At 68.8% G+C, this 19,889-nt stretch carries 22 protein-coding genes; 17 read left to right on the forward strand and 5 right to left on the reverse strand.

Annotation, left to right across the window (positions count from 1 at the left end; genetic code table 11):
• Positions 1–16: 16 nt before the first annotated feature.
• Together L8H00_RS10975 and L8H00_RS10980 are read left to right on the forward strand one after the other, a co-directional pair.
• A complete protein-coding gene (locus tag L8H00_RS10975; RefSeq protein ID WP_242097349.1) occupies positions 17–1,021 on the forward strand; it encodes a histone deacetylase family protein in 1,005 nt (334 codons plus the stop codon).
• Positions 1,008–2,231, forward strand: coding sequence for an MFS transporter (locus tag L8H00_RS10980; RefSeq protein WP_242097350.1), 1,224 nt, complete (start codon positions 1,008–1,010; stop codon positions 2,229–2,231). The genes L8H00_RS10975 and L8H00_RS10980 overlap by 14 nt, the downstream gene beginning before the upstream one ends.
• A gap of 86 nt (positions 2,232–2,317) precedes the next feature.
• On the opposite strand, the gene L8H00_RS10985 is transcribed toward L8H00_RS10980, so the two are convergent.
• The 3 genes from L8H00_RS10985 to sucC form a co-directional block, all read right to left on the reverse strand.
• Entirely contained in the window at positions 2,318–3,247 is a 930-nt protein-coding gene (locus L8H00_RS10985) for an electron transfer flavoprotein subunit alpha/FixB family protein (protein WP_242097351.1), read from the reverse strand.
• On the reverse strand, positions 3,244–3,990 hold the full coding sequence (locus L8H00_RS10990) for an electron transfer flavoprotein subunit beta/FixA family protein (protein ID WP_242097352.1): 747 nt from the start codon (positions 3,988–3,990) through the stop codon (positions 3,244–3,246). Before L8H00_RS10990 ends, L8H00_RS10985 begins: the two co-directional genes overlap by 4 nt.
• Before the next feature lie 101 nt (positions 3,991–4,091).
• Positions 4,092–5,291, reverse strand: coding sequence for an ADP-forming succinate--CoA ligase subunit beta (gene sucC, locus L8H00_RS10995; RefSeq protein WP_242097353.1), 1,200 nt, complete (start codon positions 5,289–5,291; stop codon positions 4,092–4,094).
• Positions 5,292–5,384: 93 nt separating this feature from the next.
• On the opposite strand from sucC, the gene L8H00_RS11000 reads away from it, so the two are divergent.
• Together L8H00_RS11000 and L8H00_RS11005 are read left to right on the forward strand one after the other, a co-directional pair.
• The gene (locus L8H00_RS11000) at positions 5,385–5,891 is read left to right on the forward strand and encodes a sterol desaturase family protein (protein ID WP_242097354.1); all 507 of its coding nucleotides are present in this window, start codon (positions 5,385–5,387) and stop codon (positions 5,889–5,891) included.
• A 24-nt stretch (positions 5,892–5,915) separates the two neighbouring features.
• Positions 5,916–6,242 (forward strand): pilus assembly protein PilZ, encoded by a 327-nt coding sequence (locus L8H00_RS11005; RefSeq protein WP_242097355.1) that lies wholly within the window; start codon positions 5,916–5,918, stop codon positions 6,240–6,242.
• Positions 6,243–6,397: 155 nt separating this feature from the next.
• Here L8H00_RS11005 and L8H00_RS11010 read toward each other — a convergent pair whose 3' ends face one another.
• Positions 6,398–7,333 (reverse strand): ribose-phosphate pyrophosphokinase, encoded by a 936-nt coding sequence (locus L8H00_RS11010; RefSeq protein ID WP_242097356.1) that lies wholly within the window; start codon positions 7,331–7,333, stop codon positions 6,398–6,400.
• Positions 7,334–7,430: 97 nt separating this feature from the next.
• Here L8H00_RS11010 and gltX point away from each other — a divergent pair, with 97 nt between their 5' ends.
• The 8 genes from gltX to L8H00_RS11050 all read left to right on the forward strand — a co-directional run bounded on the left by gltX (position 7,431) and on the right by L8H00_RS11050 (position 13,507).
• The gene (gltX, locus tag L8H00_RS11015; protein WP_242097357.1) at positions 7,431–8,762 is read left to right on the forward strand and encodes a glutamate--tRNA ligase; all 1,332 of its coding nucleotides are present in this window, start codon (positions 7,431–7,433) and stop codon (positions 8,760–8,762) included.
• A gap of 88 nt (positions 8,763–8,850) precedes the next feature.
• Positions 8,851–9,507 carry a TonB family protein gene (locus tag L8H00_RS11020; protein ID WP_242097358.1) on the forward strand — a complete coding sequence of 219 codons (657 nt, stop codon included), beginning with the start codon at positions 8,851–8,853 and terminating at the stop codon, positions 9,505–9,507.
• 60 nt (positions 9,508–9,567) lie between these two features.
• Positions 9,568–9,918 (forward strand): hypothetical protein, encoded by a 351-nt coding sequence (locus L8H00_RS11025; RefSeq protein ID WP_242097359.1) that lies wholly within the window; start codon positions 9,568–9,570, stop codon positions 9,916–9,918.
• A gap of 32 nt (positions 9,919–9,950) precedes the next feature.
• The gene (gene ribD / locus L8H00_RS11030) at positions 9,951–10,904 is read left to right on the forward strand and encodes a bifunctional diaminohydroxyphosphoribosylaminopyrimidine deaminase/5-amino-6-(5-phosphoribosylamino)uracil reductase RibD (RefSeq protein WP_242097506.1); all 954 of its coding nucleotides are present in this window, start codon (positions 9,951–9,953) and stop codon (positions 10,902–10,904) included.
• A gap of 9 nt (positions 10,905–10,913) precedes the next feature.
• Entirely contained in the window at positions 10,914–11,522 is a 609-nt protein-coding gene (locus tag L8H00_RS11035) for a riboflavin synthase (RefSeq protein WP_242097360.1), read from the forward strand.
• Positions 11,458–12,657 (forward strand): 3,4-dihydroxy-2-butanone-4-phosphate synthase, encoded by a 1,200-nt coding sequence (gene ribB, locus L8H00_RS11040; RefSeq protein WP_242097361.1) that lies wholly within the window; start codon positions 11,458–11,460, stop codon positions 12,655–12,657. Before L8H00_RS11035 ends, ribB begins: the two co-directional genes overlap by 65 nt.
• 2 nt (positions 12,658–12,659) lie before the next feature.
• Entirely contained in the window at positions 12,660–13,082 is a 423-nt protein-coding gene (gene ribH, locus L8H00_RS11045; protein ID WP_242097362.1) for a 6,7-dimethyl-8-ribityllumazine synthase, read from the forward strand.
• Positions 13,079–13,507, forward strand: coding sequence for a hypothetical protein (locus L8H00_RS11050; protein ID WP_242097363.1), 429 nt, complete (start codon positions 13,079–13,081; stop codon positions 13,505–13,507). The genes ribH and L8H00_RS11050 overlap by 4 nt, the downstream gene beginning before the upstream one ends.
• A 44-nt stretch (positions 13,508–13,551) precedes the next feature.
• Here the strand turns inward: L8H00_RS11050 and L8H00_RS11055 are convergent, their stop codons facing one another.
• Positions 13,552–14,637: an alkene reductase gene (locus L8H00_RS11055; RefSeq protein ID WP_242097365.1), complete on the reverse strand. Its 1,086-nt coding sequence runs from the start codon at positions 14,635–14,637 to the stop codon at positions 13,552–13,554.
• A gap of 51 nt (positions 14,638–14,688) precedes the next feature.
• Here L8H00_RS11055 and L8H00_RS11060 point away from each other — a divergent pair, with 51 nt between their 5' ends.
• From L8H00_RS11060 to L8H00_RS11080, 5 genes are all read left to right on the forward strand, one after another.
• Complete coding sequence (locus L8H00_RS11060; RefSeq protein WP_242097366.1) at positions 14,689–15,618, forward strand: DMT family transporter; 930 nt, start codon at positions 14,689–14,691, stop codon at positions 15,616–15,618.
• Positions 15,618–16,268 (forward strand): COQ9 family protein, encoded by a 651-nt coding sequence (locus L8H00_RS11065; RefSeq protein WP_242097368.1) that lies wholly within the window; start codon positions 15,618–15,620, stop codon positions 16,266–16,268. The genes L8H00_RS11060 and L8H00_RS11065 overlap by 1 nt, the downstream gene beginning before the upstream one ends.
• A 62-nt stretch (positions 16,269–16,330) precedes the next feature.
• Entirely contained in the window at positions 16,331–17,245 is a 915-nt protein-coding gene (locus tag L8H00_RS11070) for a sulfite exporter TauE/SafE family protein (protein ID WP_242097369.1), read from the forward strand.
• Positions 17,242–18,015, forward strand: coding sequence for a TIGR02186 family protein (locus tag L8H00_RS11075; RefSeq protein WP_242097507.1), 774 nt, complete (start codon positions 17,242–17,244; stop codon positions 18,013–18,015). The genes L8H00_RS11070 and L8H00_RS11075 overlap by 4 nt, the downstream gene beginning before the upstream one ends.
• Positions 18,016–18,158: 143 nt before the next feature.
• Positions 18,159–19,760 carry an ATP-binding protein gene (locus L8H00_RS11080; RefSeq protein WP_242097508.1) on the forward strand — a complete coding sequence of 534 codons (1,602 nt, stop codon included), beginning with the start codon at positions 18,159–18,161 and terminating at the stop codon, positions 19,758–19,760.
• Positions 19,761–19,889 lie beyond the last annotated feature (129 nt).

A 19,889-nucleotide genomic window follows, 5' to 3' on the forward strand; every position in this document is an offset into this window, starting at 1 on the left:
GCGGCGTTTGACGCGGATGCGCCTGTTCTTTTCCCCCGATCAGCGACGGCACGCGCCGGCGCTGGAGCTGCACAACGGCGCGTTCGTGCCCTATGCCGAGACGCCGGCGCGGGTGGATGCGATCCTCGCCGCGATCGGGCCCACCGAACTGCCGGGCGATGCGGGCGAGGCGGCTATCAGGGCCGTGCACGATGCGGGCTATATCGATTTCCTCAAAACCGCGGCCAGGCGCTGGCAGGCGGCCGGTCGCTCGGGCGATGCGATCCCCTATGCCTTTCCTGTCGTGCGCCGGCGCGATGTGCCGCTCGACCGGATCGATGCGGCGATGGGGCGTTACGCCATGGACGCCACGACGCCGATCACCGCGGAGAGCTGGAAAGCAAGCTATGCCAGCGCGCAGTCCGCACTCGCCGCGACCCAGGCGGTGCTCGCGGGCGATCGCGCGGCCTTCGCCCTGTGTCGTCCGCCCGGCCACCATGCGGGTGCGGATTATTGCGGCGGCTATTGCCACCTCAATACCGCGGCGATCGCCGCGCAGGCGGCGCGCGATGCCGGCGTTCAGCGCGTCGCGATCCTCGACATCGATTATCACCACGGCAACGGCACGCAGGACATCTTCTGGGAACGCGGCGACGTCTTCTATGCCAGCATCCATGCCGATCCGGCCACCGACTTCCCCTTTTACTGGGGGCATCTGGACGAGACCGGCGCGGGCGAAGGCGCGGGCGCGACGCTCAACCGGCCGCTGCCGCACGGCACGTCGCTCGACGCGTTCCGGCGGGCGCAGGGCGAGGCGCTGACCGCGATCGCGGCGTTCGCGCCGGGGCTGCTGGTGGTCAGCTTCGGCGCCGATACGTGGGAGGGCGATCCGATCAGCCATTTCGCGCTGCGCACCCCCGATTACGCGGTGCTCGCGCGCGAGATCGCCGGCTGTGGCTGGCCGACCGTCGTGATGATGGAGGGCGGCTATGCGGTGGACTCGCTCGGCGCCAACGTGGCAAGCTTTCTTGGCGGCGTCTGACGCGCCGGTCGCGAGCGGGGCGCATGCGCGGGGCAGCGCGGGCTATCGCCGGCTGACGCTCGCGATGCTCTTTGCCGGCTTTTCGACCTTTTCGCTGCTCTATGCGGTGCAGCCGCTCCTGCCGCTCTTCGCGCAGGATTATCGCCTGAGTGCGGAAGGGGCGAGCCTGGCGGTATCGCTCGCCACCGGCCCCCTCGCGATCGGCATCCTGTTCGCCGGCGTGCTCTCCGACCGGATCGGGCGCCGGCCGATGATGGTGGGGGCGATGTTCGCCGCCGGGGCGCTGACGCTTGCCGCGGCACTGGCACCCGGTTGGAGCGCCTTGCTCGTCGCACGCCTGCTGACCGGCGTCGCGCTGGCCGGAGTCCCCGCGGTGGCGATGGCCTATGTCGCCGAGGAGGTGGATGCCGGCTCGGTCGGGGCAGCGATGGGCCTGTACATCGCGGGGTCGGCACTGGGCGGAATGGGCGGCCGGCTCGTCGCCAGCCTCGTCGCGGACGCTGCCGACTGGCGTTGGGCGCTCGGCAGCGTCGGGATAAGCGGGCTCGCCATGGCGGAGGGGTTCCGCCGCCTCGCGCCGCCCTCGCGCCACTTCGCTGCGGTCGCGGGGCGCCCCGGCGATCTCGCCCGCAGCGCCGCACGGCTGTTTCGCGATGGCGCGCTGCCATGGCTCTATGCCGAGGCGTTCCTGCTGATGGGCGTCTTCGTCACCATCTACAATTATGCAGGCTTTCGGTTGCTCGCACCGCCTTATAGCCTCGGGCAGGCGGCGGTGGGCGCGGTGTTCCTGCTCTATATCCTTGGCTCGATCAGCTCGGCCTGGTTCGGGGCGCTCGCCGGGCGGGTAGGGCGGCGGCGGGTGTTCTGGGTGCCGGTGGCGGTGACGATCGCGGGCGTCGCCCTCACCACCGCCGCGCCGCTCGCATGGGTGGTGATCGGGATCGCGGTGGTGACGGTCGGCTTCTTCGGTGGTCATTCGATCGCCAGCGCCTGGGTAGGCCGCCGCGCGACGGGTGCGCGAGGCCAGGCGGCGGCGCTGTATCTGTTCTTCTATTATGCCGGATCGAGCGTGCTCGGATCGCTGGGCGGCATCGCCTGGAGCCGCGCGGGCTGGCCGGGCGTCGCGGGGTTCTGCGGCGTGTTGGGTCTTGCGGCGCTGGGCATCGCGATCCGGTTGCGCAGCGTACCGCCGGTCGCGAGCGCTGGCTGAACCGACGCCGCTCTGGCCGCGATCGGGCAAGCGGCGGCCGCCATCTCAACAGGCGACGTGGGAAGCCCTCCCACGTCGCCTTTTCTTCAAAGCTTCTCGGTCAGTTCCGGCACGATCTTGAACAGGTCGCCCACCAGGCCGATGTCCGCCACCTGGAAGATCGGTGCGTCCTCGTCCTTGTTGATCGCGATGATCGTCTTGCTGTCCTTCATGCCGGCCAAATGCTGGATCGCACCCGAGATGCCGACCGCGACATAGACTTCGGGGGCGACGATCTTGCCGGTCTGTCCCACCTGATAGTCGTTCGGCGCATAGCCCGCATCGACTGCGGCGCGGCTGGCGCCGACGCCCGCACCCAGCTTGTCGGCGAGCGGATCGATCAGCTCGTGGAACTTGTCGCCCGATCCGAGTGCGCGTCCGCCCGAGACGATGATCTTGGCCGAGGTCAGCTCGGGACGCTCGTTCTTCGCGATCTCCGCGCCCGCGAAGGTCGACAGGCCGGCATCGCCGGTCGACGCGACCGCCGCGATCTCGCCCGATCCGCCTTCGGTCGCGGCCTTGTCGAACGCGGTGCCGCGCACGGTGATGACCTTTTTCGCGTCCGACGACTGCACGGTCGCGATCGCGTTGCCGGCATAGATCGGCCGCGTGAACGTGTCTTCGCTCTCCACCGACAGGATGTCGCTGATCTGCATGACGTCGAGCAACGCGGCGACGCGTGGCGCGATGTTCTTGCCGTTGGTGGTGGACGGCGCGACGAACGCGTCGTGATGCCCCATCAGTTCGGCGACCAGCGGTGCGACATTTTCGGCCAGCGCATGCGCAAAGGCCGCGTCGTCGGCGACATGCACCTTGCCCACACCGGCGATCTTCGCGGCCTCCGCGGCGACAGCGTCGACGCCCTGCCCGGCGACGAGCAGATGAACCTCGCCCAGCTTCGATGCAGCGGTCACCGCCGACAGCGTGGCGTCCTTGACGGCGGTGCCGTCATGTTCGACCCAAACCAGAGTCTTCACTTCGCAACTCCCATGGACTTGAGCTTGTCAACGAGCGCGTCCACGTCGGCGATCTTGATCCCCGCGGTGCGCTTGGCGGGCTCGACCACCTTCAGCGTGGTAAGACGCGGGGTGACATCGACGCCGAAATCGGCCGGCGTCTTCTGCGCCAGCGGCTTGGACTTGGCCTTCATGATGTTGGGCAGGCTGGCATAGCGCGGCTCGTTGAGGCGCAGATCGGTGGTGATGATCGCAGGCAGCTTCAGCGTGTCCGTCTCGGCACCGCCATCCACTTCGCGCGTGACGTTCACCGAGCCGTCGGCGATCTCCACCTTGGACGCGAACGTGCCCTGGCCCCAGCCGAGCAGCCCCGCGAGCATCTGGCCGGTCTGGTTGTTGTCGTCGTCGATCGCCTGCTTGCCGAGGATCACGAGGTCGGGCTTTTCCTCCTCCACGATCTTGGCGAGGATCTTGGCGACGCCCAGCGGCTCGACCTTGGTCTCGCTGGTGACGAGGATCGCGCGGTCGGCGCCCATCGCAAGCGCGGTGCGCAGCGTTTCCTGGCTCTTGGGCTCGCCGATCGAGACGACGACGATCTCGGTGACGCCCTTTTCCTTGAGGCGGATCGCCTCTTCGACGGCGATCTCGTCGAAGGGGTTCATGCTCATCTTGACGTTGGCGAGGTCGATCCCCGTCCCGTCCGCCTTCACGCGAGGCTTTACGTTATAGTCAAGCACGCGCTTGACGGGGACCAGTACCTTCATTCCATCCGCTCCTGTAACCCAAACTGCTCCCGGGGAGGATGTTCACCCGCCAAGGCAGGTGCCCAGTCTGGGTCCCCGCCTCGACGGGGACACATGTTGGTTCAAGCCGCCTTCTGCACCTCGGCGACGATCTTCTTGGCGGCATCGCCCAGGTCGTTTGCCGGAACGATGGCGAGGCCGGAGTTCGCGAGGATCTCCTTGCCCTTTTCGACATTGGTGCCCTCGAGCCGCACGACAAGGGGAACGCTCAGATTCACTTCCTTGGCCGCCGCGACGATGCCGTCGGCGATGATGTCGCAGCGCATGATGCCGCCGAAGATGTTGACGAGGATGCCCTTCACGTTCGGATCGCCGAGGATGATCTTGAACGCCGCAGTCACCTTCTCCTTGTTGGCGCCGCCGCCCACGTCGAGGAAGTTGGCCGGGAACATGCCGTTCAGCTTGATGATGTCCATCGTCGCCATGGCGAGGCCCGCGCCGTTGACCATGCAGCCGATATCGCCGTCCAGCTTGATATAGGCGAGGTCGTATTTGGAGGCTTCCAGCTCGGCGGGATCCTCCTCGGTCTCGTCGCGCAACTCCATCAGGTCCTTGTGGCGGAACATCGCGTTCCCGTCGAACCCGACCTTGGCATCGAGCACCATCAGCTTGCCGTCCTCGGTCACGGCGAGCGGGTTGATCTCGATCTGCTCGGCATCGGTGCCGAGGAAGGTGGCATAGAGCTTCGACGCGACATGGGCGGCCTGCTTGGCCAGATCGCCCTTCAGCTCGAGCGCGGCGGCCACGGCGCGGCCGTGATGCGGCATGAAGCCGGTGGCGGTGTCGATGTCGATGCTGTGGATCTTCTCGGGCGTGTCGTGCGCCACCGTCTCGATGTCCATGCCGCCTTCGGTCGAGGCGACCATCGACACGCGACCGGTCGCGCGGTTGACGAGGAGCGCGAGGTAGAATTCCTTGGCGATGTCGACGCCGTCGGTCACGTACAGGCGGTTGACCTGCTTGCCCGCGTCGCCCGTCTGGATCGTCACCAGCGTGTTGCCGAGCATGTCGGTGGCGGCCGCGCGGACTTCGTCCTCGGTCTTGGCGAGGCGCACGCCGCCCTTGGCATCGGGGCCGAGTTCCTTGAACTTCCCCTTGCCGCGGCCGCCCGCATGGATCTGTGCCTTCACGACATAGAGCGGCCCGGGCAGCTTCTTCGACGCCTCGACGGCTTCCTCTACGGAAAGCGCCGCAAAGCCCGCGGGAACGGGGACGCCGAACTTGGCCAGCAATTCCTTGGCCTGGTATTCGTGGATGTTCATGGGGGCCGCGCGCCTTTTTCGAGGATCGGGAATGCACGCGCCTAAAGCACGTCGCGGCTCGCCTTTGCAAGCGCCCAGACCTATATCGCGGCTATGTCCTGGCCGATCGGTATCCTGCTTTTCCTCGCGACCGTGCTCGGCATGGAGGCGTTCGCCTATGCCGCGCACCGCTGGATCATGCATGGTCCGGGCTGGTTCCTGCACGAGAGCCACCACCGGCCGCGTTCGGGGAATTGGGAGCTGAACGACCTGTATGCGGCGATCTTCGCGGTGCCGTCGTTCGTGCTGCTGCTCGGCGGCGTGCAGCTCGGTTGGTGGCCGGGTTTCGCGTGGATCGGTGCGGGGATCGCGGCCTATGGGGCGATCTATTTCGGTTTCCACGACGTGATCGTCCACCGGCGCATCCCCACGCGCTATCTGCCGAAATCGGCCTATATGAAGCGGATCGTCCAGGCGCACCGGCTCCACCATGTGGTCGAAACCAAGGGTGGAACGGTGAGCTTCGGCTTCCTCGTCGCGCCCGATCCGGTGGCGCTGAAGGCCGAGCTGAAGCGGCGACGCAACCGTGGCGTCCGCGCGCCGGCGTTTGGGGAAAAGTAACGATCTTGGCGTAGGAATCGGGGAATGAACCAGCCCGCCTCCATCCCCGATCCCGTCATGGGTGACGAAAATCGCCAGGCACTGCGCAAATCGGTGAAGATGCGCGCGCATCTGCGCGACCGCGGGCAGACCCGGTTCGAGATCGAAGTGACCGATCTTTCCATGTCGGGCTTTCGCGCGGAGACGAGCTTCACGCTCTGGCCCGGCACCGCGGTGTGGCTGACGATCCCCGGCCTCGCCCCGCTCGAGGCGGTGGTCGCCTGGCGCGACAAGTTCAAATATGGCTGCGCCTTCGCCAAGCCGCTGCACCCCGCCGTGTTCGACCACATCATCGCGCTCAGCCAGCGCTGAGCCGCAGGCGCGGCCACGCCCGCCGCGTGGCACAAAGCGCCGCGACCAGCGCGGCCGACGGGTCGCCCGGCGAACCCGATCGACGGCGGCTTTGCCGGCGTCCCGTTCCAGACACCATGCCGCCCCTCGGGCCGTGCCAGGCGCCGCGCCCGTCTTCAGTCGAAGAGGCTGCTCACGCTCGTCTCGTCCGCGATCCGCTTGATCGCCTCGCCCAGCAGCGGCGCGATCGGCAGGTGGCGGATCTTGCCCGATTTGCCGATCGTCTCGTGATTGCCGAGCGAATCGGTAATGACGAGTTCGCGCAGCACCGAACCCTCGACGCGCGCGACCGCACCGCCCGACAGCACGCCGTGCGTGACATAGGCGACGACGTCCTCCGCGCCCGCTTCGCGGAGTGCGGCGGCGGCGTTGCACAGCGTGCCTGCCGAATCGACGATGTCGTCCACCAGGATGCAGAACCGGCCCTCGACTTCGCCGATGATGTTCATCACCTCCGATTCGCCCGCGCGCTCGCGGCGCTTGTCGACGATGGCGAGCGGGGCGTTGTCGAGCCGCTTGGCCAGCACGCGCGCGCGCACCACGCCGCCCACGTCGGGCGAGACGACCATCAGGTTGCGCCCCTTGAAGCGCGCCTGGATGTCGGCGGACATCACCGGCGCGGCATAGAGATTGTCCGTCGGGATGTCGAAAAAGCCCTGGATCTGCCCGGCATGGAGATCGACCGACAGCACGCGATCCGCGCCCGCCACCGTGATGAGATTGGCGACGAGCTTGGCCGAGATGGGCGTGCGCGGCCCTGGTTTGCGGTCCTGCCGCGCATAGCCGAAATAGGGGATGACCGCGGTGATCCGGCGGGCCGACGCGCGCTTGAGCGCATCGATGCAGATCAATAGCTCCATCAGATTGTCGTTGGCGGGAAAGCCGGTCGACTGGACGACGAACACGTCTTCGCCGCGCACATTCTCACGGATCTCGACGAAGATCTCCTCGTCGGCGAAGCGGCGCACCAGCGCATCGGTCAGCGGGATCTCGAGATAGGCGGCGATCGCCTGCGCAAGGGGCAGGTTCGAATTGCCGGTCATCAGTTTCATGGCTTCGTCTCCCGCTGGTGCGCGCGCCTTAGCGGGGGGGGGGCGGGAGGGAAAGGGAGCGTTGCGGCGGGCGGGACGACCACCTAGGCGATGGCGCATGATCGTCACCCGCTTCGCGCCGTCGCCCACCGGGCTGCTCCATGTCGGCAACATCCGCGCCGCGCTGCACAACTGGTTGTGGGCAAAGAAGAATGGCGGGCGGTTTCTGCTGCGGCTCGACGATACCGATGCCGAGCGCAGCGAGGAGCGGTTCGCCGAGGCGATCCATGCCGATCTCGCCTGGCTGGGTCTCGTGCCTGATGCGGTGGTGCGCCAGTCGGAACGCTTCGCGCTCTACGAAACGCGCTTTGCCGCATTGGTGGCGAGCGGCCGGATCTATCCCGCCTATGAGACCGCGCAGGAACTGGATCTGAAGCGCAAGATCGCGCGCGGCCGCGGCCTGCCGCCGGTCTATGACCGCGCCGCGCTGGCGCTGGACGACGACGACCGCGCGGTGCTCGAGGCGCAGGGCATCCGCCCGCACTGGCGCTTCCGGCTGGATCACGACGCGCCGATCGCGTGGGACGACCGGATCCGCGGGCCCCAGCATTTCGACGCCGCCACGATGAGCGATCCGGTGATCCGCCGCGCCGACGGATCGTGGCTCTACATGCTGCCCTCCGCGATCGACGATGTCGACATGGGCATCACGCATGTGGTGCGCGGCGAGGATCATGTGTCCAACACCGCGCTCCAGCTCCAGATGTTCGATGCGATGGGTGCGACGCCGCCCGCCTTCGCGCACGAGGCGCTGCTGACGGGGGCGGAGGGCAAGCTGTCGAAGCGGCTGGGATCGGTGGGCGTCGCGCAGTTCCGCGACGAGGGGATCGAGCCGCAGGCGGTGCGCGCGCTGCTCGCGCGGATCGGCACCAGCGATCCGGTCGAGCCGCTGGCCGATATGGATCCGCTGATCGCCGGCTTCGATTTCGCGCATTTCGGCCGCGCGCCCGCGCGCTTCGACGAGGACGAACTGGCGCAACTGAGCGCGCGGATCGTCCACGCGCTGCGCTATGCCGAAGTGGCCGACCGGCTGCCGGCGGGGATGGGCGAGGCCGAGTGGCTGGCGGTGCGGCCCAATCTCGCCACGGTCGGCGAGGCGGCGGACTGGTGGCGGGTGATCGAGGGGCCGATCGACGCGCCCGCGCCCGCGCCCGACGCCGACGACCGCGCCTATCTGGCGCAGGCGCAGGCGCTCGCGGCGACGATCGAATGGGGCGCCGATCCCTGGCATGCGCTGACGTCTGCGCTGAAGATGGAGACGGGGCGCAAGGGCAAGGCCTTGTTCCTGCCGCTGCGCCGGGCGCTGACGGGGCGCGACCATGGCCCCGACATGGCGGCGCTGCTGCCGCTGATCGGTCGCGCGCGGACGCTGGTGCGGCTCGCCGCCTGATCCCCATTTTGCGCTTTGCAGCGGCGTACAAAGGCGTAGCATCCGCCTTGCGGCCATTCGACCGCAAGGAGAGACAGGAGACGGCCCGATGTACGCGGATCGACGCAATCCCGAAGGATTCAAACCCGGCAGCCTGGCGATAGCGCTGGCGGTGAACGGTGTGGCACTGGGCGCGCTCTGGCTGGCCGCACCGCATGTGCTGAAGGTGCCGGTCGACCCGCCGCTGAAGACCTATAGCGTCCCGACCGATCCGCCACCGCCCGAGTTGCGGACGCCGCCGGAGCCGCACCCGTCGACCGCTTCCGCACATCCGGTCGAGGCGCCGATCCCGATCGTGACGCTGCCGCTCCAATCCGCGCCGGTGGCGACCACGCCCGATCCCGCGCCGATCCCGAGCGCAGGGGCCGGGATCGGCGGCGTCTCGGTGGACCCTGCGCCCACCGCCAGCCCCGCCCCGGTGCTGGTCGAGGCGATGGTCGATCCGCGGTACGCCGCCGATCTCCAGCCCGCCTATCCGGCGGACGAGCGCCGGGCGGGGCGCGAAGGGCGTGTCGTCGTGCGCGTGCTCGTCGGCGTGGACGGGCGCGTGAAGCAGGTGGAGCGCGTCAGCGCGACATCCGACGCGTTCTTCCGCGCCACGCAGGAGCGCGCGACCAGCCGCTGGCGGTTCCGACCGGCTACGCGCGACGGCATTCCGGTCGAAACGTGGCGGACGATGGCGCTCCGCTTCGTGCTGCAGGAATAGCATCCGTTCGATCGGCACGCGGGGCTGGCAGCCGCCGCCCCGTGCGCCTATCTTTCGCCCATGCCGTTCTTCAGCCGCCTGTCGCCGATCCGCGCCTATAAGGACCTTCGGGGGTTTCTCCTTCAGCGCGAGCCGTATGAACTGGGCTTTCTCGCGCTGGCGGTGGTCGTGACGGGCGTGTTCGTCTACGCGTTCCTGCGCGACGGCAACGACGTGAAGCCGGTCTATCGGCCGCAGATCCAATATGTGCAGCAATGGACACTGGACCGCACCGACGCGCAGATCCGCGCGCAGCAGGTGATCGACCAGGCGGCGAAGGACAAGCGCCTCAAGGCCGAGGCCGAAAAGCGCGCGGCGCTCCAGGCGCAGTTCAAGCGGCTGGACGATCGGCTGAAGGCGTACGGAATCTGACCACGGTCCGCGGCGAGGACGGGGTGGCCTGGATGGGCGCGGCGCTGGCGCTCGCGTCGCGCACGCAGGGCCGCACCGCGCCCAACCCCAATGTCGGCTGCATGATCGTCAATCAGGGCCGCGTCGTCGGCCGCGGCTGGACGCAGCCGGGCGGCCGCCCGCATGCCGAGGCGATGGCTCTGGCGCAGGCGGGCGCCGCCGCGCGCGGAGCCACCGCCTATGTGACGCTGGAGCCGTGCGCGCACGTGTCGCCGCGCGGGCCCGCCTGTTCGGATCTGCTGGCGGCCGCCGGCGTCGCGCGTGTCGTCGCCGCGCTGGAGGATCCCGATCCGCGCACCGCGGGTGCCGGCTTCGCGCGGCTGCGCTCGGCGGGCATCGCCGTCGAGACGGGCGTGCGCGAGGCCGAGGCGCGGGCGTCGATGGCGGGATTCCTGACGCGGCGGGTAATGGGGCGACCGTTCGTGACGCTGAAGCTCGCCACTTCGCTCGATGGCTGCATCGCGCTGGCGGACGGGCGCAGCCGGTGGATCACCGGCCCCGGGGCGCGCGCGCACGCGCATTTGGAGCGCAGCCGGCACGAAGCGATCCTCGTCGGGCGGGGCACGTACCAGGCCGACGCGCCGGTGCTCGACGTACGGTTGCCGGGGCTGAAGGAACGGGCCCCGCAAAGGGTGATGCTGTCGAGGACGTGCGCCGAGGGCGGGTTGGACGGCTGGACGGTCATCCCAACGCCCGCCGCCGTCGCGACGCTGGCGGGCGATCACCTGCTGGTCGAGGGCGGCGCGCGGGTGGCGGCCGCGTTCCTCGCCGCGGATCTGGTCGATCGGTTGCTGCTCTACCGCGCGCCGATCCTGATCGGCACGGGGCGGCAGGCGCTGCGCGACATCGGTCTGGCCGATCTGGCCGCGGCGCATGGCCGCTGGCGGCTGGAGGACCGGCGGCGCTTCGGTCCCGATGCCCTCGAAATCCATCGACGGACGCGCTAGGAGCAGCCCATGTTCACCGGGATCATCACCGATATCGGCCGCATCGCGCGCGTCACCCGCACCGGCGACACGCGAGTCGTGATCGAAACCGCCTATGACACCGCCGGCATCGATCTGGGCGCGTCGATCGCGTGCTCGGGCGTGTGCCTCACCGTGGTCGACAAGGCACCGGGCGCGTTCGCGGTCGACGTGTCGGGCGAATCGATCGCGCGCACCGCGCCGGCGATGTGGGTGGAAGGCGCCGCGCTCAACCTCGAACGCGCGATGCGGCTGGGGGATGAATTGGGCGGCCATATCGTCACCGGCCATGTCGACGGCATCGCGACCATCGCGTCCGTCACGCCCGACGGCGATTCGAAGCGGATCGCCTTTGCGTTGCCGCTCGATCTCGCGCCGTTCGTCGCGGCCAAGGGTTCGGTCACGATCGACGGCGTGTCGCTCACCGTGAACACGGTGGAGGATGCCGAGGATGGCGCCACCTTCGCCGTGAACGTGATCCCGCATACCCAGGGCGCGACGACACTGGGGCGGCTGCGCCAGGGCGACGCCGTCAATGTCGAGATCGACGTCCTCGCCCGCTATCTCCGACGGATGGAGCATTACCGTGCCAAAGCCTGAACTCGCGCGCCTGCGCCACGGCTTCCTCTCCACGCCGGAGGAGATCGTGGACGAAGCCCGGAACGGCCGGATGTTCATCCTGGTGGACGACGAGGATCGCGAGAACGAGGGCGATCTCGTCATTCCCGCCCAGATGGCCACGCCCGAGAAGATCAACTTCATGGCGCGCCACGGCCGCGGCCTGATCTGTCTTGCTCTGACGAAGCGGCGCGTGGAGGAACTCGGCCTGGGGCTGATGAGCCGCAACAACGGCACCCGGCACGAAACCGCGTTCACCACCTCGATCGAGGCGCGCGACGGCGTCACGACGGGCATCTCCGCGGCGGACCGTGCGCGGACGGTCGCGGTGGCGATCGATTCGGGCAAGGGCCGCGACGAGATCGTGACGCCCGGCCATGTCTTCCCGCTGGTGGCGCGCGACGGCGGCGTGCTGGTACGCGCCGGCCATACCGAGGCGGCGGTGGACGTGGCGCGGCTCGCGGGTCTCAATCCCTCGGGCGTGATCTGCGAGATCATGAACGACGACGGCACGATGAGCCGGATGGACGATCTGGTCGCCTTCGCGCAGCTCCACAATCTCCGGATCGGCACGATCCGCGACCTGATCGCCTATCGCCGCCGCCACGACCATCTCGTCGAGAAACGCGCCGAGATGAGCTTCGACTCGCGCTGGGGCGGCCAGTGGCAGGCGATGACCTTCCACAACAAGGCCACCGGCGACGAGACGATCGCGCTGGTGAAGGGGCGGATCGATCCGGCCAGGCCCACGCTCGTGCGGATGCACACCGCCTCCTTCTTCGTCGACATGTTCGGCGAGGCGTCCGAGCGTTCGGGCCTGCTGTCGCGTTCGATGGAGGCGATCGCGGCGGAGGGCACCGGGGTGATCGTCGTCATCAACCGGCCGATGAAGGATTCGGTCTCGCGCTTCATCCGGCTGCGCGGCGAGGGCAAGGGCGCGGGTGCGCCCGAGGTCGAAGAGCTGCGCGATTACGGCGTGGGCGCGCAGATCCTGGCCGAATTGGGCGTCGAGGAAATGGTGCTGCTCACCAACACGCACCACACGCTGGTGGCGTTGGAAGGCTATGGCCTCTCGATCGTCGGCGAGCGGCCCATTCCCGGCACCGGAGGCGAATAGACATGGCCGATATCCTGATCGTCGAAGCGCGATTCTACGACCATCTGAACGACATGCTGCTGGCCGGCGCGCGTACCGCGATCGAGGCCGCGGGACACACGCACAGCACGATCACCGTGCCCGGCGCGCTGGAGGTGCCAGGTGCGATCGCGCTCGCCGCCGAGACCGAATTGTACGACGCCTATGTCGCGCTGGGCGTCGTGATCCGGGGCGAGACCTATCATTTCGAGATCGTCGCGGGTGAAAGCGCGCGCGGGCTGATGGCGCTGTCGATGGACGGCCTTGCGATCGGCAACGGCATCCTGACGACCGAGGACGAGGCGCAGGCGATCGTTCGCGCCGATCGCGCGCAGCTCGACAAGGGCGGCGCGGCGGCCAAGGCGGCACTCGCGATGCTGGCGCTCAAGGATCGCTTCACCCGGTGAACCCGGCGCCGCCTTCGCGCTACCGCGTGGTCGAGCGCGGACGGCGGCTGGAGGTGATCGACACGCGTGCCGGTGTTCCGGCAGTGCAACGGCCCGCAAATGCCGAGCCCGCCGCGCCGCGGCCAGCGACGGGCCTTTCGCGCCATTGGCCGCACCGCACGCGGTTCGACGGCACCGCCGAGGTGATGACCCACCGTCTTTACGACACGAAGGCGCCGCGCACGATCGCGCTCGATCCCGTGCTCGCCGGGCGGTTCGAATGGATGAAATGGGCCACGCTCGTCGCCGTGATCGTCTTCGCCACGGGCGTCGCGGCATTCCCGTGGCTGTTCGCGGCGCCGGTGATGATCCATCTGCTCGGCGCGGGCACCCAGGGGCGCAAATGGGCGACGCGGCGGATCGACGCGATCGTCGCGCGAGGGTGAGGCGGATCCTCCCCCGCCACCGGCGAGGGAGGATGGCAGCGACGTTACGCCGTCGCCGTCTCGAGCGCCGGATAGTCGATATAGCCCTCGGGACCCTGGCTGTACCACGTCTTCATGTCGTCCGGCGCAAGCGGTGCGTCGTTGCGCAGGCGCTCGGGCAGGTCGGGGTTGGAGATGAACGGGCGGCCGAACGCGATCGCATCGGCGCGGCCGTCTTCGATCGCGGCGTTCGCGTCGTCCTTGTGATAATCCGAGTTGAGCACCAGCACGCCGTCATAGGCCTGACGGATCTCGGGCGAGAGCTTGGGAACGTCGGTGCGGCCGAAGGTGCCGTCGGGGCCGGGCTCACGCAACTCGAGAAAGGCGATGCCGATCTCGGACAGCGCCTTGGCGGCGGGCACGAACACCGACTTCGGATCGCTGTCGTCGACGCCTTGCGAATCGCCGTTGGGCGACAGGCGCACGCCGGTGCGATCCGCACCGATCGTCGCGGCGACCCGCTCGGTCACCTCACGAAGCAGGCGAATGCGGTTCTCCGGGCTGCCGCCATAGCGATCGTCGCGGAAATTGGCGTTGTCGCGCAGGAACTGGTCGATCAGATAGCCATTCGCGCCGTGGATCTGCACGCCGTCGAAGCCCGCGGCGATCGCGTTCCGCGTGGCATTTTCGTAATCCTCCAGCAGCCGCGGGATCTCGTCGATGTCGAGCGGGCGCGCCGTCTCGAAATCCTGCTTGCCGTCATAGGTATGCGCCTGCCCCTTGGTCGCGGTGGCGGACGACGACACCGGCTGGCCGCCGATCACCGACGAATGGACCTGACGGCCCATATGCCACAATTGCGCGACGATCCGGCCGCCGGCGGCATGGACCGCGCCCACGACGGGCTTCCACGCCTCGGTCTGTTCGTCGGTCCACAGGCCCGGCGCGAACGGCCAGCCCAGTCCTTCGCGGCTGATGCCGGTGGCTTCGGTGATGATGATGCCGGCGCCGGCGCGCTGCGCATAATAGTCCGCCATCATCGCGGTGGGGACCGCTTGCCGATCGGCACGGCCGCGCGTGAGCGGCGCCATGAAGATTCGGTTGGGCGCATCGATCGCGCCGACGCGGATGGCATCGAAAAGGTTGGGCATGGGGGCTCCTTATGGACCTGACGCGCGTCAGATAGGGCGTTACAGCGCGCCATGCATCGCCGGGCCCCGCAAAGATTTTCTACCCCCGTGGCAAAGCCGCCCGCGCGGGCCTTCGCGGCGGTGATCGCGGCCAATGCCGCGCTGGCGTTCGGGCCGTGGTTCGTGCGGATGGCCGATACCGGGCCGGTGGCGGCGGCGTTCTGGCGGATATTGCTCGCCGCGCCGCTCCTGTGCGTCGCCGCGTTCGCCAGCGGGGCGAGGCCGGGGCGGCTGACGGGCAGCCTGTGGGCGCTGCTGGCGATATCGGGCGTGGCGTTCGCGGCGGATCTCGGCTTCTGGCATCTCGGCATCGTGCGCACCACGCTCGCCAACGCGACGCTGTTCGGCAATTCGGCCACGCTGATCTTTCCGGTCTATGGCTTCCTCGTGGCGCGTGCCTGGCCCGGCCGTGCGCAGGGTGCGGCCTTGCTGCTCGCGCTGTCGGGCGGCGCCTTGTTGCTGGGGCGATCCTACCAGCTCGATCCGCGGCATCTGGGCGGGGACCTGCTCTGCCTGCTCGCCGGGATCCTCTATGCGCTGTATTTCATCCTGATGCTGCGGGTGCGCGCGACGATGGCGTCGCTTCCGGCGCTCGCGCTTGCGACGCTGGCCAGCATCCTGCCGCTGCTGGCCTTTGCCATGCTGCTCGGCGAGCGGATCGTGCCGCATGCCTGGGGGTCGCTGATCGGGCTCGCGCTCGTCAGCCAGGTGGTGGGGCAGGGGCTGATGATTTATGCGCTCGGCCAATTGAGCCCGCTCGTCATCGGCATCGCGCTGCTGACCCAGCCGATCGTGGCGGGGGCGATCGGCTGGGTGGTCTATGACGAGCGGCTGGGCGCACCCGATCTCGTCGGCGTGGCGTTGGTGGCGGCGGCGCTGGTGCTCGTGCGCCGCACGCCGCGGCTTGCGCCCGCGGTGCCGCCGATGGCAGAGGACGCGTGATGACCGACTGGACCCTGGACGAGATCCGCGAGCGGCTGGCCCCCGAGATCGCCGCGAATGCCGCGTTCGACGGCTGGGGTGACGCCGCCCGCGACATGGCGGCCGAAGCCCAGGGGATCGATCCCGACGTGGCGCGGCTCGCTTTCCCGCAAGGCGCGGCGGACATGATCGACGCCTGGTTCGAAACTATCGATGCGGCGATGGCGGCGCAGGTTCCGGTGGACCGGCTGGATGCGATGAAGGTCCGCGACCGGATCGCCACGCAGATCGGGGCGCGGCTGGACACGATGCTGCCCAACCGCGAGGCGCTGCGCCGCGCGCTGGCGATCCTCGCGATGCCGCAGAACGTCGCGCACGCCGCGCGGCTCGGCTGGCGGACGGTCGACCGGATCTGGCGCCGTGCCGGCGACACCGCGACCGATTACAACCATTATACCAAGCGCACGATCCTGCTGGGCGTCTATGGCGCCACCGTTACCGTGTTCCTCGATGACGACAGCGAGAACGCCGCCGACACCCGCGCCTTTCTCGATCGCCGGATTGGCGGGATCATGCGCTTCGAAAAGGCCAAGGCGGGCATCCTCAAGCGCGCCGCGCACCGGCCGAGCCTTTCGCGGTTCGTCGGGCGGCTGCGCTACCCGGTGGCCTGAACGGCGAGCGGCCGCGGTGCCGCCGCTGGCGGGCGCGGGCGAAGACGGCTAACGGTTCGGGCGTGGACGTCTATCTTCCCATCGCCAATCTGTCGGTCAACGCGCTGCTCGTGGTGCTGCTCGGCGGTGGGGTGGGGCTGTTGTCGGGCATGTTCGGGATCGGCGGCGGGTTTCTCACCACGCCGCTGCTCATCGTCTATGGCATTCCCCCTACGGTCGCGGCCGCGTCGTCGGCCAGCCAGGTGACGGGCGCCAGCATCTCGGGCGTGTTCGCGCATGTCCGCCGCGGCGGGGTCGACATGAAGATGGGCTGCGTGCTCGTGGCCGGCGGCATCGTCGGCGCGTTCTGCGGCGTGTGGCTGTTCCGCCTGCTCCAGGAAAGCGGCCAGATCGATACGGTGATCGCGCTCGTCTATGTCGTGATGCTCGGCTGGATCGGGCAATTGATGACGCGCGAATCGCTGCGCACGATCCTCGCCGCGCGGGGCCATGTGCGGCCGCGCGCCGCCAAGCGGCGGCACCATCCGATGGTGGCGGCGCTTCCGCTGCGCACGCGTTTCTACAAATCAGGGCTTTACATATCACCGCTGGCGCCGCTGCTGCTGGGGTTCGGCACGGGCATTCTGACGATCCTGCTGGGCGTCGGCGGCGGGTTCATCCTGGTGCCGGCGATGATCTATCTGCTCGGCATGGCGACGCAGGTGGTGGTCGGTACCTCGCTGTTCCAGACGCTGTTCGTCACCGCCTTCGCCACGATGATGCACGCGCTGACGACCAAGGCGGTGGACATCGTGCTGGCGGGATTGCTGCTCGTCGGATCCGTGGTGGGCGCGCAGCTCGGTGCGCGGTTCGCGACGAAGGTGAAGCCCGAATATCTGCGGCTCGTGCTCGGTTTGGTCGTGCTGGCGCTGGCGGTGCGGATCGTGCTCGGCCTCGTGCGCACCCCGGCGGAATTGTACACGGTCGGCGCGTGGTGAAGCGCCGGGCGCTCGCGCTCGTGCTGGTCCCGCTGCTGACGGGCGCGGCGGTGCCCCTGTCCAAGCCCGTCCTCGTGCCCGACGTGTCGCAGCGCGACATCGAGATCGCGTACAGCTTCACCGGTGCCGAGCTGCTGTTGTTCGGCGCGATCCTCTATCCCGGCGGCCGCCTGCCCGATGGCGATCGGCCGACCGACGTGGTGGTGGTGGTGAAGGGGCCGACCCAGGCGATCCTGGTGCGCGAGAAGGAGCGCGTGGCGGGCATCTGGGTGAATGCGTCGCGGCTGCGCTATCGGTCCGCGCCGTCCTTCTATGCGATCGCGTCGTCGCGGCCGATCGGTACGCTGATCGACGATCGGACGCGCGCGATCTACGAATTGGGGCTCGACAGCCTCCAGCTCTCCCCGGTCTCCAACGCCCCGCCCGCGGTGCAGGACCGGTTCGCGCGTGGGCTGGTGGGGCTGAAACGGCGCGCGGGCCTGTATGTCGAGGCGCCCCATGCCGTCGAAATCAGCGAAGGCGTGCTGTACCGCGCGCGCGTCACGATCCCGGCACGCGTGCCGGTCGGGCGCTTCACCGCGGAGACATTCCTGATCCGCGACGGCCATGTGCTGGCGGCGGCGGTGCGGACGATCGATATCCGCAAATCGGGGTTCGAGCGATTCGTGGCGCGCGCGGCGGACCGCTCGGCGTTCCTCTATGGCCTGGCTGCGGTTGCGCTGTCGGTGGTGCTGGGCTGGGGCGCCGGCTGGATCGCCGGCCGTCGATAACGCCCGCCGCTGGAGTGACTTACGCAATATTTACGCCTGTGTCGCATAGCCGAATCGATATGCGTTTACAGGATGACGCCATGACGCTGATGCCCGGCCGCGACTCTTTCGAAGGGGCGACCGTTCTCGCCACGCCAATCGCCATGGCGGCGACGCTGCCGATCGGCCATGTGCTGTCGGTCGCCGGCTCCAGCAGCCGGGTGCTGCTCGATCCCGTCGCTGTCGAGTCGCTGTCGGGTAACCCCGATCCGGTGATTGCTGCCGCGGGTACGCTCGGCAGCCAGATCAAGATGCGCGTCGGCGGAAGCTGGCTCGCCGCCAACGTGCGCGCGTTGACGCTCGACGCCGCGAGCGGCGGCGTGCTGGCCGATATCGATTTCCTCGGCGAAGGCGACGAGGAGCGGCTGACGGGCAAGCTCTACAATTTTCGCCGCGGCGTGACGCGCTATCCGATCCCCGGCTGCCCGGTCCATGCGGTCGCGACCGCCGACCTGAAGCAGATCTATGCCGCGGACGACCGCGCGCATATCGTCGTCGGATCGGTCTATCCGACGCGCGACGTGCGCGCCGCGCTGTATGTCGATGCGATGCTCGGCAAGCATTTCGCGCTCGTCGGATCGACCGGCACGGGCAAATCGACCGCCGCCGCGCTGATCCTCCACCGGATCTGCGAGCTGGCGCCCGAGGGCCATATCGTGATGATCGATCCGCACGGCGAATATGCTGCGGCGTTCACGGGCAATGGCGCGATCTACGACGTCAACAATCTCCAGATGCCCTATTGGCTGATGAACTTCGAGGAGCATTGCGAGGTCTTCCTCACCACCACGGGCAGCGAGCGGCAGATCGATGGCGACATCCTCGCCAAATGCCTGCTCGCCGCGCGCGCCAAGGGGCGGATCGGGCAGGAGATCGGCAAGCTGACGGTGGATGCGCCGGTGCCGTATCTGCTGAGCGATCTCACCAGCCTCATCAGCCTGGAAATGGGCAAGATGGACCGCGCCGGCGACACCGCGCCCTATCTGCGGCTGAAGACCAAGATCGACGAGATCAAGGCCGATCCGCGCTACGGCTTCATGTTCTCAGGCATGCTCGTCGCCGATGCGATGGCGAGCTTCCTCCAGCGCATCTTCCGCCTGCCGGGCGACGGCAAGCCGATCTCGATCGTCGACGTGTCGGGCGTGCCGTCGGACATCACCGCGGTGGTGGTGGCGGTGCTCGCGCGGATGACGTTCGACTTCGCGCTCTGGTCGCGCAACGAGCCGAAGCGGCCGGTGCTGCTCGTCTGCGAGGAGGCGCACCGCTACGTGCCGAGCGCGACCGCGGGACAGACGTCGTCGGTCGGCCGCATCCTCGGCCGGATCGCCAAGGAGGGGCGCAAATATGGCGTCAGCCTGGGGCTCATCACGCAGCGACCCTCCGATCTGGAGGAGGGCGTGCTGTCGCAGTGCGGCACGATCGTCGCGATGCGCCTCAACAACGAGCGCGACCAGGCGTTCGTCCGCGCGGCGATGCCCGAGGGCGCGCGCGGGTTCCTCGATTCGATCCCGGCGCTCAGGAACCGCGAGTGCATCATCTGCGGCGAGGGTGTCGCGGTGCCGATCCGGGTGCGGTTCGACGACCTGCCCGAGACGAAGCGGCCGGCATCGGACGATCCGGTGTTCTCGCAATTGTGGCGCGACGTGGGCGGCGAGGACGGCATCATCAGCCGCACCATCGGGCGCTGGCGGGCGCAGGGCAAATAAGCCGGGACGCCGCCGGCCCGAAGTTGCCGAAGTGGGCACGCATCGGACCGTTCGGGCATGCCGCATGTCCGCACGTCGATCGGCGCCGATTCGAGTCTGGCACGGATCGCGCGTGTAGGGCAGCCGGTG

This window comes from Sphingomonas sp. CROZ-RG-20F-R02-07, assembly GCF_022662335.1.
Classification (GTDB): domain Bacteria; phylum Pseudomonadota; class Alphaproteobacteria; order Sphingomonadales; family Sphingomonadaceae; genus Sphingomonas.

What these genes read in the sequence shown, in the direction of transcription:
- L8H00_RS10975 (WP_242097349.1), top strand. Translation starts at nt 17, where the DNA reads ATGCGCCTGTTCTTTTCCCCCGATCAGCGACGGCACGCGCCGGCGCTG.
- L8H00_RS10990 (WP_242097352.1), bottom strand. Translation starts at nt 3,990, where the DNA reads ATGAAGGTACTGGTCCCCGTCAAGCGCGTGCTTGACTATAACGTAAAG.
- sucC (WP_242097353.1), bottom strand. Translation starts at nt 5,291, where the DNA reads ATGAACATCCACGAATACCAGGCCAAGGAATTGCTGGCCAAGTTCGGC.
- L8H00_RS11000 (WP_242097354.1), top strand. Translation starts at nt 5,385, where the DNA reads ATGTCCTGGCCGATCGGTATCCTGCTTTTCCTCGCGACCGTGCTCGGC.
- L8H00_RS11005 (WP_242097355.1), top strand. Translation starts at nt 5,916, where the DNA reads ATGAACCAGCCCGCCTCCATCCCCGATCCCGTCATGGGTGACGAAAAT.
- L8H00_RS11010 (WP_242097356.1), bottom strand. Translation starts at nt 7,333, where the DNA reads ATGAAACTGATGACCGGCAATTCGAACCTGCCCCTTGCGCAGGCGATC.
- gltX (WP_242097357.1), top strand. Translation starts at nt 7,431, where the DNA reads ATGATCGTCACCCGCTTCGCGCCGTCGCCCACCGGGCTGCTCCATGTC.
- L8H00_RS11020 (WP_242097358.1), top strand. Translation starts at nt 8,851, where the DNA reads ATGTACGCGGATCGACGCAATCCCGAAGGATTCAAACCCGGCAGCCTG.
- L8H00_RS11025 (WP_242097359.1), top strand. Translation starts at nt 9,568, where the DNA reads ATGCCGTTCTTCAGCCGCCTGTCGCCGATCCGCGCCTATAAGGACCTT.
- ribD (WP_242097506.1), top strand. Translation starts at nt 9,951, where the DNA reads ATGGGCGCGGCGCTGGCGCTCGCGTCGCGCACGCAGGGCCGCACCGCG.
- L8H00_RS11035 (WP_242097360.1), top strand. Translation starts at nt 10,914, where the DNA reads ATGTTCACCGGGATCATCACCGATATCGGCCGCATCGCGCGCGTCACC.
- ribB (WP_242097361.1), top strand. Translation starts at nt 11,458, where the DNA reads ATGTCGAGATCGACGTCCTCGCCCGCTATCTCCGACGGATGGAGCATT.
- ribH (WP_242097362.1), top strand. Translation starts at nt 12,660, where the DNA reads ATGGCCGATATCCTGATCGTCGAAGCGCGATTCTACGACCATCTGAAC.
- L8H00_RS11055 (WP_242097365.1), bottom strand. Translation starts at nt 14,637, where the DNA reads ATGCCCAACCTTTTCGATGCCATCCGCGTCGGCGCGATCGATGCGCCC.
- L8H00_RS11060 (WP_242097366.1), top strand. Translation starts at nt 14,689, where the DNA reads ATGCATCGCCGGGCCCCGCAAAGATTTTCTACCCCCGTGGCAAAGCCG.
- L8H00_RS11065 (WP_242097368.1), top strand. Translation starts at nt 15,618, where the DNA reads ATGACCGACTGGACCCTGGACGAGATCCGCGAGCGGCTGGCCCCCGAG.
- L8H00_RS11080 (WP_242097508.1), top strand. Translation starts at nt 18,159, where the DNA reads ATGGCGGCGACGCTGCCGATCGGCCATGTGCTGTCGGTCGCCGGCTCC.